We start from the raw sequence: 14,856 nt of genomic DNA on the forward strand, positions 1-14,856 counted from the left end.
TTTTCTTTATATTATATATATTTTTATATTATACATTATATTATTTATAAATACAAACCTAGACACCCTTTCATTTCCTTAGTACCATCCTCGGTAGTCATTTACTTACCGGAAATCCCCTTCTCTTGAGATTGAGATACCGGTTAACCCAAACAACAACGTAATCAGTGGGCTTAACAAACAGAAGAAGGCAAAAGGCATATAGGCTATAGTTGGTACACTTAACGTGCTTGTTAAAAACACTCCGCAAACGCTCCAAGGTACAAGGGGATTTACGACTGTACCAGCGTCTTCCAGCACCCTTGACAAATTTTTCGGTTTCAATCCCGATTTCCTGTAGTTATCCTGGAATGCTTTACCTGTCAATAGAATAGATAAATATTGTTCCCCTAATAATAAATTAATTCCGATTGCCGTTGCAGCAGTTGCACTGATGAGAGAAACCGTACGGGTAAGATGCTTTGCCCCTTGCATGATGGCATTAATAATACCTAAATACTGAAGAAGCCCCCCCATACTGAGTGCTAAAATAACAAGGGAGATAGAAAACATCATACTTTCCATCCCCCCTCTTGTGAGAAGGGTGTCCAGGTCGGAAATCCCTGTTCCCGATTTATAACCGGAGAACAACAATTGAAATGCTTTGGTCATGGTCCAGTTATCTTGAACAATGAAAGAGATGAGTAATGCTAAACTTATACTAGAGGACAAGGTAATGATTGCTGACATTTTTTTTAAAACAAGCAAAACTAAGATAAGGATCGGTAACAAGGAAACCCACGAGACAAGTCCTGTACCCACAATATCCCGCTGAAACATGGAAAGCTTGGCAATTTGACTTTTTGAAATTGTAGGCGACAAAACCATGTACAATCCAAATGATAAAACAAACGCAGGAATCGTTGTCCACAGCATATTTTTAATATGTTCAAACAAATCCACATGAACGATCCCCGATGCCAAGTTTGTTGTATCCGATAAGGGTGACATCTTATCACCGAAAAAAGCACCCGAAACAATAGCCCCCGCCATCCAGGCAGGATTGATTCCAGCAGCCGTGCCAATCCCGAGAAAGGCAACCCCTACAGTAGCAGCAGTCGTTAAAGAACTTCCAATGCCCATTCCAACCACTGCAGTTACAGCAAACACAACAGCGAGGAAAAAGTGCTCAGATACTAATTGTAAACCTAAAAATAAAAAGGTTGGAATTGTCCCACTTGCCATCCAGCTGCTAATAAGCATCCCAATAAAAAAGAAAATATAAACCGCTTGAAGTCCGGCTCTCGCCCCTTCAACCATGGCTATTTCAAGGTTTTGGATCGAATGCCGTTTGGCTAATCCATAAAGCAGTAAAAAAAGAATGCATGTGATGATTGGAATGTGTGGAACTAGTTCCATTTTGGTAATCATCGTACTCATTCCCAAAAGGATCAAAGCCACAATGAACCAAGCCTCAATGGGCTTTACCTGTACACCTTCTTTATTCATAATGAACCCCCTGATATCCCTGCCACATCGATGTGTAACATTTATCACACCGAAGCATTTCTGTTTAAACGCTTTTTTGTAATGAAGTATTTCTTCATAACTATGTATTTTACTCATAAACAAAGAAACCATCAACTATTAGATCAATGGAAAAAGAGGGGAAGCCCCCCTCTTTTTTCTTATAGGCCATTATTCCTTTTCGATCGCTTTCAAGATTCCCACTGTAATCAAGCCTGCTAAAAAGGAATCGAGAATCCGTAGCTCCTGACTGCTTAGAAACATCAGACTGTTAAAAACAACGATAAAGAGGAAGAGGGTAAATAGATCCCACTCCATTTGCTCTATTATTTTGTGTCGCATTTTTTGGCCCCTTTTTCTAACAACGTCTCTTTTGTATATTAGACGAAATACACCTTAAAATAGTAACAAGGTCCTATTATTTTTTTAAAAAGAGGGGCAATTTAGGCTAAATCAGTCTTACTTTCAGCTTTTTGCGAACACTATTGATAAACCAAATGCCTTCTGCCTTTTCCAAATCAGTATGCAGAAGCACCCTTTCATGAAGTTCGCCTTTTCGAAGTAATTCTTCGCGATAGGTTCCTGGCAAAAGGCCTGATGTGAGGGGGGGCGTATAATTTACACCGTCTATTTGCACGATCACGTTGCCCAATGTAAACTCTGTAATTTCCCCGGATTCATTCCACAATAGTGTATCGAAAAGGGCTGGATCCTCCATTCTCCGCTCGTTATAAACCGACCGTTGCGTTGTTTTATGAAAAAGAAATAGGTATTTACTCTGGACAGGCTGTTCTGCGAGTCGGACGAGTAATTCCTTCGTATGGTCTTGCTGAAAGGGGTTACCTTCGACGCTTATCTTTCCAAATTTGTTAACGAGCAGACGAACGCGATAGGGTTGCTTGTAATCCTCTTGTTTATATTTTTCCAATTCTGTTCGCACCGCGACTCGATCATAGGAAATCCCGAAATAAACTGCCGACTTCTCCATTCGATCGAGGTGCTGCTGTAGAAGAAAATACTCCCCTTTCTCCAGCAAGATTGTTTCAAGCAGTTCAAAATCTGAAGTTGTTTTTGTGAGCAACTTAGTCTTATTAATCACTTCCTCGTATTCTCCTTTGACGGTGGAATCCCAAGTAATCCCCCCACCAACACCAAATTCCGCTTTGTTTTTCCTGGAATCAACCAAAACCGTGCGAATGGCTACATTAAATAAAGCATTGCCATTAGGCTCGATAAAACCAATGCTTCCACAATAGACACCTCTTGGGCTATCCTCCAGTCTTTTGATATGTTTCATGGTTTCAATTTTCGGCGCCCCGGTTATCGACCCACAAGGGAATAAAGCAGTAAAGATGTCTTCTAATTGAATTTCAGGACATAGTTTTCCTTCAATGGTTGATGTCATTTGAAAAACGGTGGGATATTTTTCAATCTCAAACAGACGAGTCACCTCAACTGATCCAGGTAAGCAAATTTTCCCCAAATCATTTCGCAGCAAGTCTACAATCATAAGATTTTCTGCACGATCTTTCTCTGATTCATAAAGCCCAGCAGCTTGTTTTTCATCCTCTGTAAGGTATCGACCTCTTGCAGCCGTCCCTTTCATTGGTTTTGTGATAATCTGGTCGCCTTTCTTATGAAAAAACAGCTCAGGTGAAGCAGATAAAATTTGATAAGGACCTATCTGAAGATATGCTCCATACTCTGCTTGTTGATTTTCATTCATCTTTTGGTACAGGCCAGTTGCATCCCCGGTGATCCGCGCATGCATCCGCAGGGTGTAATTCACCTGATAGGTCTCCCCGCGAGATATAGCTTCATGGATAGCCTGTATGCTTTGTTGATATCTCTGAGGATCGGTTGCCGGCCCCCAGTCAGATACTTCGAAGTCTGCGGATCTGGCTGCGATTTGGCTAATCTGAGGCTTCGTATATATACCAAAGAATACCAGAGGTAGATCGCTTTCAACCTGGTTTACCACATAGGAAGGATCAAAGGCAGGTGCTGCCTCGTAAGATAAATATCCAGCTGCATAATAGCCTTTTTGTACCCATTGTTGAACCTTTTGCAGTGCAGGAATGACTTCATCTATTGAAACCACGGAAACGATATGGATCGGCTCACTAAATTCAATGGGTTGACGATGGAAATCGAAGTGCATCGTGTACATTTTTGTTTTGCTCCTTAATCAATTGTTTGCGCACGACGTTGAATGGGCATGCGATCACAAACATTTCAACTTCATTTAGGGCGTTACGATAAAACCTACGAATCTATTATATGGAAGAATTATACCTTACGGAAATGAAATTTGGTTCAAAGGACTCTTTGAAAAAAATTGAAATCTAGGAAAATGGAGGGTAAGATTTAAATAGACTACTAGAATTGGAGTTGATCCGCAGAATGTTGATAAGAAAAACAGCAGCCCTTCTTTTGTCATTATCGCTATCGGCAACGGCAGGTTTAGCTGCTGCTGAAGTTCCTACAAAAATTCAGGTGAAATATGATCAATTAGAAATCCTTTTCCCAGATCAAGAACCTATTCTTCGTAATGAACACACACTCGTTCCAATACGGCCTATTGCTGAATCGCTAGGGTTTCTCATAGATTGGGATCCAGCCACACAGATGGTCCACTTTTCAAGAAATATCGATCAAGTTTCCTTGCAAATTGGACAACCCATTGCCGATCGAAATGGTGAAAAAATTGAATTGGATGCACCCGCCATGGTAATACAGGAACGAACCATGGTTCCCCTGCGATTTATTGCAGAAGCCCTAAACTATCAAGTGGATTGGGATGGACAGGAGAAGATCGTGCAAATTTCAGAGCGTTCCGTCGCGTCACCGACCGTGCCAAATTCACCGTCAGCTGAATTGCCTGATGAATCTCCCATTAGTGATTCAACTGTTCAATTAGGCAGTGATGTGCTGTTTAATCATTTCTATGAACTCATCAAAGGGAAAAAGGTAGGCTTGGTGACCAATCAAACCGGTGTAAACAGTCAAGGAATCAGTACGATGGAAAGCTTATGGAAGGAGTCCGAGATCCAATTAACTGCCCTATATGGACCCGAACATGGAATAGACGGGAAAGCCCGTGCCGGTGCCTATGTAAAATCTTACGAACATCCGGAATATCATATCCCGGTATATAGCCTATACGGAGAAACCCGCACGCCAACTGAAGAAATGTTGAAAAATATCGATGTATTGCTATTTGATGTACAGGACGTTGGGGCGAGATGGTACACTTACATGTCTACTTTAAATTATTGTATGGTGGCGGCCAAGAAATATGATATACCGGTAATCGTCCTCGACCGCCCAAATCCAGTGGGGGCAACGATCGTTGAAGGGCCTGTGGCAGAAGACCCCTTCCTTACTTTTGTCGGGGTAGATAATCTCCCAATGTCCCACGGCATGACAGCAGGGGAACTTGCTTTATTCTTCAACCGAAAAATTGACGCAGACGTCACCGTCATCCCGATGGAAGGTTATAAGCGTTCTATGCTCTTCCAAGATACCGGGCTGAATTGGATACCTACCTCACCGATGCTGCCTACGTTGGAATCTGTCTTTGGCTACATGGCAACGGGTCTTGGCGAGGGAACTGGCGTCTTTCAATCGAATTTCACTTGGATTGGAAGTAAAGCACTCGATGCAACAGGTGCGGAGAAGTTTGCCAACCTCTTGAATGGAGCCAATTTGCCGGGGGTCATCTTCAAGGCAGAGGTCAAAGGCACTGCTGGCGGAGCAACCCTCGAGATCACCGATCCTTACAAATTTAACCCGGCCAAAACCGGAATTTACGCCTTAGCCTATGCCCGCATGCTAACCAATTTTGATGTACCGAAAAGTGGAAAAACCGTCGTCATGTTTGACAAAATCATGGGAACGAGCAAAATGGGAGAATACCTGGAGAAAGGGCTCACCCCACAAGAAATTGAAGCGAAATACAAGCTGGGGCTTGAACAATTCAAGAAACTTCGGAAGAAATATTTGATCTATGGTGATAAACCGTATAAGGTAAGTAAGCCGATTTCCTCGGATTCATATAAATAGATGGGATTGGGATATTAACGGAAAACTTTTCCGTTATTGTTGTAAATCCTTAAGATAATGGACTAATAGCGGAAAATCTTTCCGCTATTAGTCTTTTTCAACTTAATTTTAGGACGACTACCTTTCAATAACGGATTTTTTTTCCGTTATCCGCCGATTTATAACCAAAAAACGATAAATAGCGGAATAATTTTCCTCTATTCAAACCCTCAGTCTAAACCACAATTTTCTCCACCTCTACCCGATTAGAAAAAAACACGGCACCACCACCCATGTCGGCCAAACGACCCGGTGTGAGCGTATTAACCAAACGCTTTGTACCCGCTTGATCCGACCATAGGCCTTGGGTAACTGCGGCACCCGGAAGGACGGTTTCAGATACCCATGCTACGAGTTCACACTCTCCACGATCATTGTAAACTCGAACCTTCTCCTGATGAGTAATGCCTCTCTTCTGTGCATCCTCTGGATGAAGATAGAGATAAGGACCTTTTTCCATCGACACATGCTTTTCCTGTAGCGAAAAGGTTGTATTTAAAAAATTATGATTTGGTGCCGTTACTAAAAGCAGTGGATAAGTATCCGGTTCTTGAATCGGGATGTAAGTCGGTAAGGCGGGATACCCCATTTCTTTCATTTGCTCTGAATACAGTTCAATTTTTCCACTCGGGGTAGTAAATCCGTTAGGCAGTAACGGTCTTGCCTGCCGATCCAATTTCACAAAATGATGTTCTTGAAGCTCTTCCAAAGTTATACTCGTAAGATACGGGTTCTCTGGATAATTAAGAAGATCAGTAATAATCTTCTCTTCGCTCTCTTTCAACACTTCATCCTCAAATCCCATCGCCTCAGCTAGTAAACGAAAGACTTGCAAATTAGACTTACTCTCCCCATAAGACTCAATCACGGGGTGCTGCAAATGAAGATAATGATGCCAATAGGATGTATAAAGATCCATGTTTTCATAAGATGAAGTGGCCGGCAGGATAAGATCGGCATACCGGGCGGTTTCTGTCAGAAACAAATCATGAACAACGGTAAACAGATCTTCCCTTTCAAATCCTTTTCGAACCTTGTTTCCATCAGGTGCTACCACCAACGGATTACTGTTATAAACATATAACGAATAAACTGGAGGATCTAGCTCTGTCAAGGCTTCCCCGATCAAGTTCATGTTTATCAACCGTGTTGGTTTTTCCTGTAAATCTGGTCTGGTGAGTACTTGATTGTTTAAAGCAGAAAATCCACCATTCTCTCTTGTTGCCCCGCCCCCGCGATATTTCCATTGTCCAGTCAATGCTGGAAGACAAGCTAATGTGCGGGCAAACATTCCACCGTTGTCATGATGTTGTGGTCCATTTCCAATCCGAATATAGGAAGGGGTTGTGCGAGCATATAGTCGGGCAAGCTTATAAATATCCTCCACAGGAACCTTGGTTATAGCAGAAACGGACTCCGGGTCATATTGCTTAACATGTTCCACCAATTCTTCTGCCCCTACTGTATATTCAGATAGAAATCCCTCATCCACAAGTCCTTCGGCAAATAGGATATGCATCATTCCCAAAGCAAGTGCAGCGTCCGTTCCGGGCATAATTGGGATAAACCAGTCCGCCCACCGTCCCGTCTGATTTTTATGGACATCTATAACGACAATCTGTGCTCCTTTTTTCCTCGCCTGTTCAGCAAATACGACCTGGTGCATATTGGTGCTTACTGCATTACATCCCCAGATGATCACCAATTTGGAATGAACGGTATCCTCTGGGTCAACCCCGAAACTTCCTCCCATCGTAAAAGAAAATCCTGTATTGCCAGCCACATTGCAAATCGTCCGCTCCATTCGGCTGGCTCCCAAGCGGTGGAAGAATCGTTGCCCGGCACCAAGCATATTAATCCGTCCCATATTCCCGGCGAAAGAATAAGGTAGGATACATTCTGCCCCATGCTCTGCAAGTAAAGTTTTCCATTGATCTGTAATCAGCTGTATCGCTTCATCCCAATCAATCCTAATAAACTCCCCAGACCCTTTTGGACCCGTTCTTTTCAGCGGATATTTTAAACGAGAAGGGTCATAGAGACGTGTAGGCAAGTTTCGAACTTTGTTACAGATTGCCCCCTTTGTAACCGGATGGTCAGGGTTCCCTGCAACTTTTATTATTTTTCCATCTTTTTTATGAACCAGCAGTCCGCAGGTATCCGGACAATCCAACGAACAGACTGATGGAAATACACCGTCTTTTTGTTGTAGATAACTTGACATTTGGGTCTCCCCTCCCCTGAAATAACAACCCGTTTGCTACTATTATACAAAAAAACAAAGCATTTGAATGAAAAAAAGGCGATTATACAACAACCGCCTTAATGAATATCCTTCTTTTTAAATCTTCCGCCTTTAATGTCATGAATATTTCCAATCGCCAGGAAGGCAGAGGCATCAATATCTTCTACAATCGACTTTAATTTGGCCTGTTCTAAACGTGTAATGACGCAAAAAATCACCTTTTTATCATCACCGCTATACCCGCCTTCCCCATTTAAATAGGTTACACCTCGACCCAAACGGGCAGATAGCGCATCGCCGATTTCCTGGGAGGAATCACTAATAATCCAGACCGCTTTTGATTCGTCAAAGCCTTCAATCGTAATATCGATCATCTTGTAAGCAATATAATATGCTATAAGGGAATACATTGCTCGATCCCATCCAAATACAAATCCAGCACTTCCTAGGATAAATAGATTAAAAAACATCACCACTTCGCCTACGCTAAAAGGTGTCTTTTTATTAAAAAGGATCGCTATAATTTCCGTACCATCTAATGAACCCCCGTACCGTATGACCAATCCCACACCTATTCCAAGAATGATTCCGCCAAAAACGGATGCGAGGAGAAGATCCTCCGTGAGAACAGGGACAGAGTGTAATAATGACGTCCCGATAGACATCAGAATAACACCAAGCAATGTGGAAAGTGCAAAGGTTTTCCCAATTTGTTTATAGCCTAACATAAGAAAAGGTAAATTAAGGAACAAGAGGAAGATTCCGAGTGTAAATCCAGTCAAGTGAGATAAAATAATCGAAATACCGACTATTCCACCGTCTATAATATTGTTTGGCACAAGGAAAATTTCAAGCCCAACTGAGACAAAAGTGGCGCCAATAAGAATTCCAATGGCTCTTTTTAAGAGTTTAGTTTTGGCAAGTTTTCGGTGCTGAAGATTGGGTTGTATTTCTTCCATCCATTCACACTCCTAAAATTTGAATGATCAATTAATTATAGCACAAATAATCATTCCTTCGCTAAGCTCTGCCATGATACAATATGTTTAACGTAAATAAAGACTGGAAGGTGTTTCTTCATGCGCATGTTGCTGCTGTTTTTTGGAATTGTATTTTTTGCTGTAGGTAATCTCCTATTTGCCGTCCCAAATCACATCATGAATGGGGGAATGACCGGATTAAGCCTCATGACCTATTATATATTTCATACCAATATTGGTCTGAATTTATTCCTATTTAATCTTCCACTTTTTCTTATTGCCTTTTTTTATTTTCGGGAATTATTTTACAAATCAATTGTCAGTATGATTATTCTTTCCTTAGTTGTCGGAATTTTACAAGACTACCTTATCCCTTATGGAATCCATAATATGTGGATCGGAAGTATTGTTGGTGGTTTTTGGATGGGAATCGCCTTAGGGATTCTAGCAAAGTTAAACGCCAGTTTGGGCGGAGGGTCACTAGCCGGGAAGATGCTCCATCAAAGATATGGTTTTTCCCTTAGTGCCTCTATTTTTATCGTGGATTCCTCGGTTTTTCCTCTTAGCGTCTTTGTTATTGGGGCAAGAGAAACGATGTTTTCTATAATTTTAACCGCAACAAGCGCCATCGGTGTATATTTAGTCGGTAAAATAAGCGAATGGATTCATGTAAAAGAAGAAAGTGCTCCTACTTTGGTTGCGAAATAGGAAAAAAGCCTATATCCAAATCACATTGGATATAGGCTTTTAATTATTGTTGACCCTTCTTTACCATTTCCGCAACAGAGACAACTCTCTTGGCTTGATGTGCTACGGCTGCCTGTACATCTTCTACCAAATTCCCATTTTGGTCAACTGTGACACTTGTTCCATAAGGGTTACCACCTGCGGCAAAAATGGATGGATCGGTGTAGCCAGGAGTTACAACAAGAGCTCCCCAATGATACATGGTAGTATATAATGACAAGATTGTCGCTTCCTGACCGCCATGAGCGTTCTGTGCAGAGGACATTGCACTAACAACCTTATTAACCGTTTTTCCGTTAAACCAAATCCCACCCGTTGTATCTAAGAATTGTTTCATCTGCGAAGCCATATTTCCAAATCTGGTTGGGGTACTGAAGATGATCGCATCAGCTTCTACAATATCATCTGGTGTCGCTACTGGAATATCCTTTGTTGCATCAACGTGTGCCTTCCAAGCAGGATTCCCTTCAATCGCAGCCTGTGGTGCAAGTTCCTGTACTTTCAAGATCTTAACTTCTGCACCTGCTTCTTTTGCTGCTTCAGCCGCCCACTGTGCTAACTGATAGTTGGTTCCTGTTGAACTGTAGTAAATAACCGCTAATTTAATAGACATTGTTCATTCCTCCTATTGAGTATGTATTCAACAAAGCTAGAGATAGCATTTACCATTCATTGAATTAATAAAACTAACTTTATGTAAGTATAATACTTTAATTCACTTACTTTTGTCAAGAAACTTTTGAAATATACTCATAGGTGTGGAATTGTATTTTGGATGGATAATGACCTTGAGACTAGTCCGCTACTATAAACTTTTTTAAAAAAGAGGAATCGTGATCATCGGAAACATCCGACCCACAATTCCCCTTTAACTAAGCTAAATTTTATTGAATGGTCACCTTTGCCCCATCTGATAAAAGCGTCTGTCCCGCTTCTACAATCTTGTCTCCCTCATTCAAGCCAGTCTTGATTTCAATTTTGTCACTGGTTTCATTTCCGGTTGTAATTTCTACTTTCTTGGCGGTATCGCCTTCAATTTTGTAAATAAATTTCTTTCCTTGCTCTTCTATGACTGATTTCCGCGGTACAATGAGAGCTTCCTTTTGCTCTTTTGCTCCCTCAAGTCTTACGTTAATAACCAAGTCTGCCTTTAGCTCGTGTTTGTCATTCGAAATCTCAATTTCCACCGGATAAGCCTTCACTTGTTGGTTCATTACTGGGCTAATTGAACGTACAGATGCCTTGATGTTTTTTCCCATGGTGGGAATCTCAATGTCAACGGTATCTCCGACTTTGACTTTGGTAATCTCGTTTTCTGCAAGATTCACTTTGGCTATCAAGGTTCCAATATCAACAACCGTTACAACCGCCATCTGCGGAGAGGCCATTTCTCCGATTTGCGCATCAACCGCTGCTACAATCCCAGATATCGGTGATGTAACCGTTGAATTCCCCAAATTTTCCCGTGCGGTTTGTAGAGCCACCTTCGCTTGATTGACTGAAGCTTGGGAGACTTGAATAGATGTCTTTTTCTCTGCATTCGTCAAATTTAGCTGTGCATTATCATAGGTCACTTGCGCATTTTTCAAAGCGGTTTGAGCTTCTTCCAGTTGTTTGGAGGCAACCGCCCCAGCTTGGAATAGTTCAGACATACGCTGTTCATTCGTCTTTGCATCCTTCAAGGCCTGCTCTGCCTGTGTCAAGCTGTTATGGGATTGCTCAATGCTCTGCTGAACAGTTGTTGTACTTTGATTTAATCCCGCAACTGCCGATTGATAGGCTGCTTCAGCTTGTTCCACCGCATTTTTTAAATCGGTTTGATCAAGGGTGTACAAGACTTGCCCTTTACTAACTTGTTGGCCCATTTGCACGGGTAAAGTCATTATCTTCCCGGCAACTTTAGGGGCCACCTTCACCTCTAAATTAGGACTTAGCTTGCCGGAAATCCCCGCTTCATCGGCAACATTCCCCTTTTGCACAGCGGTAACCTGAACAGGAACCGCCTCTTCCTGTTCAGCCTGGGTGTTTGCCGCCGGATCTGTCTTAGCGCAACCCGAAGCTATAACTAGGGAAAGCGCTAGTGTAAACATCATCCACTTTCTCATCGTTTCTCCTCCACTTCCTATATATTAAGATTCGTCTCGGGCGTTTCTTTACCTTTACCTTTTCCTTTGTTTTTTCTTCTGCTTCTGCGTTGACGGAATTTCAATCCAAGGTCATCAAACCAAGAATAGACCACTGGAACAAGAATCAGGGTAATCAGAGTTGAAAAGCTGAGACCAAAGGCAACGACAATAGCCATTGGTGCCTGACCTTCATTTCCTGAACCACCGCCAAATGCTAAAGGAAGAATAGCCAATATCGTAGCAAGTGTCGTCATAATAATTGGGCGCAAACGGATTGGACCTGCCTTAAGCAAGGCTTCGTTACGAGGAACCCCTTCTTTGCGCAAGGTGTTCACATAGTCAATTAAGACGATCGCATTATTTACCACAATCCCAATCAGCAAGATATAACCAATTAAAGCCATGACACTTAACGATTTTCCAGTCACTAAAAGTCCCACAACGACCCCAATAAACGTAGGAGGAATCGAGAACATGATGATAAATGGACTAAATAAGGATTCAAATTGTCCTGCCATAACCATATAAACAAGGACTATCGAGAGTAACATTGCTAACCCTAAGCTCATAAAGGATTCGGCCATATCCTCACTCTGTCCGCCAAATTCAATATAATAACCTTCTGGAAGATTGATTTTGTCTAAACGCTCCCCAATCTCCTTACTAATCGTTCCTAAATCACGCCCTTGGATATCGCTTGTAATTTGTACTTCTTTCGTCTGATTAGCACGTTTGATCGTTTGTGGAACATCTTTCTTGACAATATCGGCAACGGATGATAGAGGTACATTCGCTCCACTTGCTGTCGTAATACGGAGACGTTGGAGATATCCAATATCCTCTTGATATTCCTTAGGCAACGTAATTTTCACGTCAATTTCATCTTCACCTGTCCGATACGTGGTCACTTTTTGACCTTGGAAAGCAGTGCGTGCCACGTTTAAAACCTGTGAAGTATTTAGCCCGTATAAACTGGCCCTTTGGGGATCAACCACCACTTGGAATTCTTTTTGCTGTGCATCCAATGAAGTTTCAACGTTAACGGTTCCCTCTACTTTTCGTACCTCACCCGCAATTACTTGACTGATGTCCTGAAGAACATTGAGGTTGTCACCGCGCAAACTAACTTGCACAGCGGCTCCTTCCATCCCTCCACCAGACATCTCCTTGACAACAATTTCAGCATCAGGAATAAAATTCAATTTGCTTTGCAATTCAGCAACGACCTGTTCCGTTGAACGGGTTCGCTGTTCTAAATCGACCAAAAAGCCATACATTTCAATTTTATTGCTGGAGGCCGCACCGCCAATAGGACCTGATGCTCCACCACCAACCGAGTCATAAAGCATATCAAATTCTGGAGTTTCCATAATGACCTTTTCCACTTGCGAGGCCACTTTTTCAGTTTCGGAAAAGACCGTTCCTGATGGCATTTCCACACTTACGGTGAAAACCCCTTGGTCCATTTTCGGAATAAACTCCATACCTACCATCGGGAAAAGAGCAATTGCCCCAACAAAAAGGGAAAGTGTCAAAGCAAGTACCGATTTGCGGTGTCCTAAGGCCCATTCCAAGATTCTGCGGTAGGCACTTACCATTTTCTCAAACCCAATGTTGAACCAAACGGCCGGATTGATTCCACGATAATTTCCAGACCGGTACAAAGTCTCATCAGGAACTTTCTTTAGCAGTCTGGCACTCATCATAGGTACAAGCATTAAGGAAACAAGCAAGGCTGCAATGTGTGAAAAGATAACCGTTAAGGCTAACGGCCCAAATAGCTCAGCCGCCAATCCTTCAACAAAGATAATGGGCAAGAATACTACAATCTGGGCTAATGCTGAAGCCATGACAGCATTCCCCACTTGCTTCGATCCTTCTTTCGCTGCAGTCAACATACTTTTTCCTTCCTGACGGAATCGGAAGATGTTTTCCAGGATAACGACTGCAAAGTCTACGAGTGATCCTAAGCCCAACATTAACCCACTTAGTGATATAAGGTTAATGGTTTGGCCTGTAAAATACATCATTGAAAAAGTTGCAATGACCGATACAGGAATAACAATGGAAACTACAAGCGTTGAACGCACACTGTTAAGGAATAGGAAAAGGATCAGAACAGCGAATAGTAAACCAAGCACCCCGTGTTCTGCAACACCGAAAATCGAATCGTTGATGTATTTGGAATTATCCATCGCAACGGTTAATTCCATACCTTTCGGCAATTCTTCTTTTAGTTGATCGATTTCCTTCAGAACATTGTCAGCAATCTTAACCGTATTTCCTCCTGATGCCTTGGTAATCGATAATCCCAAGGTCGGCTCCCCATTAAAATACCCGGTCTGGGTAATTTCACCATAGCCGTCCTCGATTTCTGCAATATCCTTCAATAAAATACTGCCACCAGCTACCGTAATAGGAGTTAAGCCAAAGTCTTTTACTTTCTCAAATTCCCCTTGAACCCTAATATTCAGGTCTGAATTCCCTTCTTTTACAGAACCCGCTGATCCTGATAGGTTCGTAGCCTGAATAGCTCCCCGAACCTGGTCCAAGGTAATTCCATAAGTCTGCAGCTTATTAGGATCCAGGTGCACATTAATTTCACGGTTTAGTCCGCCCATAATGGAAAGCGATGCAACCCCATCAATCCGCTCAATCCGTGATTTAATATTATCCTCAGCAAAATTCTTCAGGACTGTTAAATCCTGATCACCAGTTAAAGCCACAATAATGATCGGCTGACTGTTTGGATCAAGTTTTAGAATCCTTGGGGCTTTAGCAGTATCTGGCAACATCCCACGAATTTGATCCACTTTATCTCTCATGCTCAAGGTCGCCTGATCAAGGTCAGTTCCCCAATTAAACTGTACAATAACCTGTGATGCGCCTTCTACGGAGTTAGAGGAGATTTTATCTACGCCCTCAACTGAACCCAAGGCTTCTTCAATTGGTTTGGTTACCAAATTTTCTACCTCAGAAGGGTTTCCTCCATCAACACTGGTAACAACCACTGCTACCGGAAGGTTTAATTCCGGATAGAGATCCACGGCCATCTTCGGGATGGAAATGGAGCCAAAGATAACCATAGCAATGATAACCATCCAGACGGTTACTGGCCTCCTAATGGAGAAATGGGAAATATTCATTA

At 42.2% G+C, this 14,856-nt stretch carries 10 protein-coding genes; 2 read left to right on the top strand and 8 right to left on the bottom strand.

Translation table 11 applies throughout. The features are described 5' to 3' along the window. Positions 1–105: 105 nt before the first annotated feature. The 3 genes from nhaC to pabB all read right to left on the bottom strand — a co-directional run bounded on the left by nhaC (position 106) and on the right by pabB (position 3,676). Positions 106–1,488 carry a Na+/H+ antiporter NhaC gene (gene nhaC, locus J2Z37_RS06710; RefSeq protein WP_209809442.1) on the bottom strand — a complete coding sequence of 461 codons (1,383 nt, stop codon included), beginning with the start codon at positions 1,486–1,488 and terminating at the stop codon, positions 106–108. Between the two features lie 189 nt (positions 1,489–1,677). Continuing rightward, on the bottom strand, positions 1,678–1,848 hold the full coding sequence (locus J2Z37_RS06715; protein WP_209809443.1) for a hypothetical protein: 171 nt from the start codon (positions 1,846–1,848) through the stop codon (positions 1,678–1,680). 106 nt (positions 1,849–1,954) lie between these two features. Further along, positions 1,955–3,676: an aminodeoxychorismate synthase component I gene (pabB, locus tag J2Z37_RS06720; protein WP_209809444.1), complete on the bottom strand. Its 1,722-nt coding sequence runs from the start codon at positions 3,674–3,676 to the stop codon at positions 1,955–1,957. A 233-nt stretch (positions 3,677–3,909) separates the two neighbouring features. On the opposite strand from pabB, the gene J2Z37_RS06725 reads away from it, so the two are divergent. Further along, a complete protein-coding gene (locus tag J2Z37_RS06725) occupies positions 3,910–5,571 on the top strand; it encodes an exo-beta-N-acetylmuramidase NamZ domain-containing protein (protein WP_342453792.1) in 1,662 nt (553 codons plus the stop codon). A gap of 214 nt (positions 5,572–5,785) precedes the next feature. Here J2Z37_RS06725 and J2Z37_RS06730 read toward each other — a convergent pair whose 3' ends face one another. Beyond that, positions 5,786–7,834, bottom strand: coding sequence for a molybdopterin-containing oxidoreductase family protein (locus J2Z37_RS06730; RefSeq protein WP_209809445.1), 2,049 nt, complete (start codon positions 7,832–7,834; stop codon positions 5,786–5,788). A 98-nt stretch (positions 7,835–7,932) separates the two neighbouring features. Then, complete coding sequence (locus J2Z37_RS06735) at positions 7,933–8,814, bottom strand: YitT family protein (RefSeq protein WP_209809446.1); 882 nt, start codon at positions 8,812–8,814, stop codon at positions 7,933–7,935. Between the two features lie 120 nt (positions 8,815–8,934). On the opposite strand from J2Z37_RS06735, the gene J2Z37_RS06740 reads away from it, so the two are divergent. Further along, positions 8,935–9,543: a YitT family protein gene (locus tag J2Z37_RS06740; protein WP_209809447.1), complete on the top strand. Its 609-nt coding sequence runs from the start codon at positions 8,935–8,937 to the stop codon at positions 9,541–9,543. Positions 9,544–9,586: 43 nt separating this feature from the next. Here J2Z37_RS06740 and wrbA read toward each other — a convergent pair whose 3' ends face one another. The 3 genes from wrbA to J2Z37_RS06755 form a co-directional block, all read right to left on the bottom strand. Beyond that, positions 9,587–10,195: an NAD(P)H:quinone oxidoreductase gene (wrbA, locus tag J2Z37_RS06745; RefSeq protein WP_209809448.1), complete on the bottom strand. Its 609-nt coding sequence runs from the start codon at positions 10,193–10,195 to the stop codon at positions 9,587–9,589. Positions 10,196–10,466: 271 nt separating this feature from the next. Next, positions 10,467–11,687, bottom strand: a complete 1,221-nt coding sequence (locus J2Z37_RS06750) for an efflux RND transporter periplasmic adaptor subunit (protein ID WP_209809449.1) — start codon at positions 11,685–11,687, stop codon at positions 10,467–10,469. Between the two features lie 17 nt (positions 11,688–11,704). Beyond that, a complete protein-coding gene (locus J2Z37_RS06755; protein ID WP_209809450.1) occupies positions 11,705–14,854 on the bottom strand; it encodes an efflux RND transporter permease subunit in 3,150 nt (1,049 codons plus the stop codon). Positions 14,855–14,856: the final 2 nt, after the last annotated feature.

Source organism: Ammoniphilus resinae (assembly GCF_017873965.1).
Classification (GTDB): domain Bacteria; phylum Bacillota; class Bacilli; order Aneurinibacillales; family RAOX-1; genus Ammoniphilus_A; species Ammoniphilus_A resinae.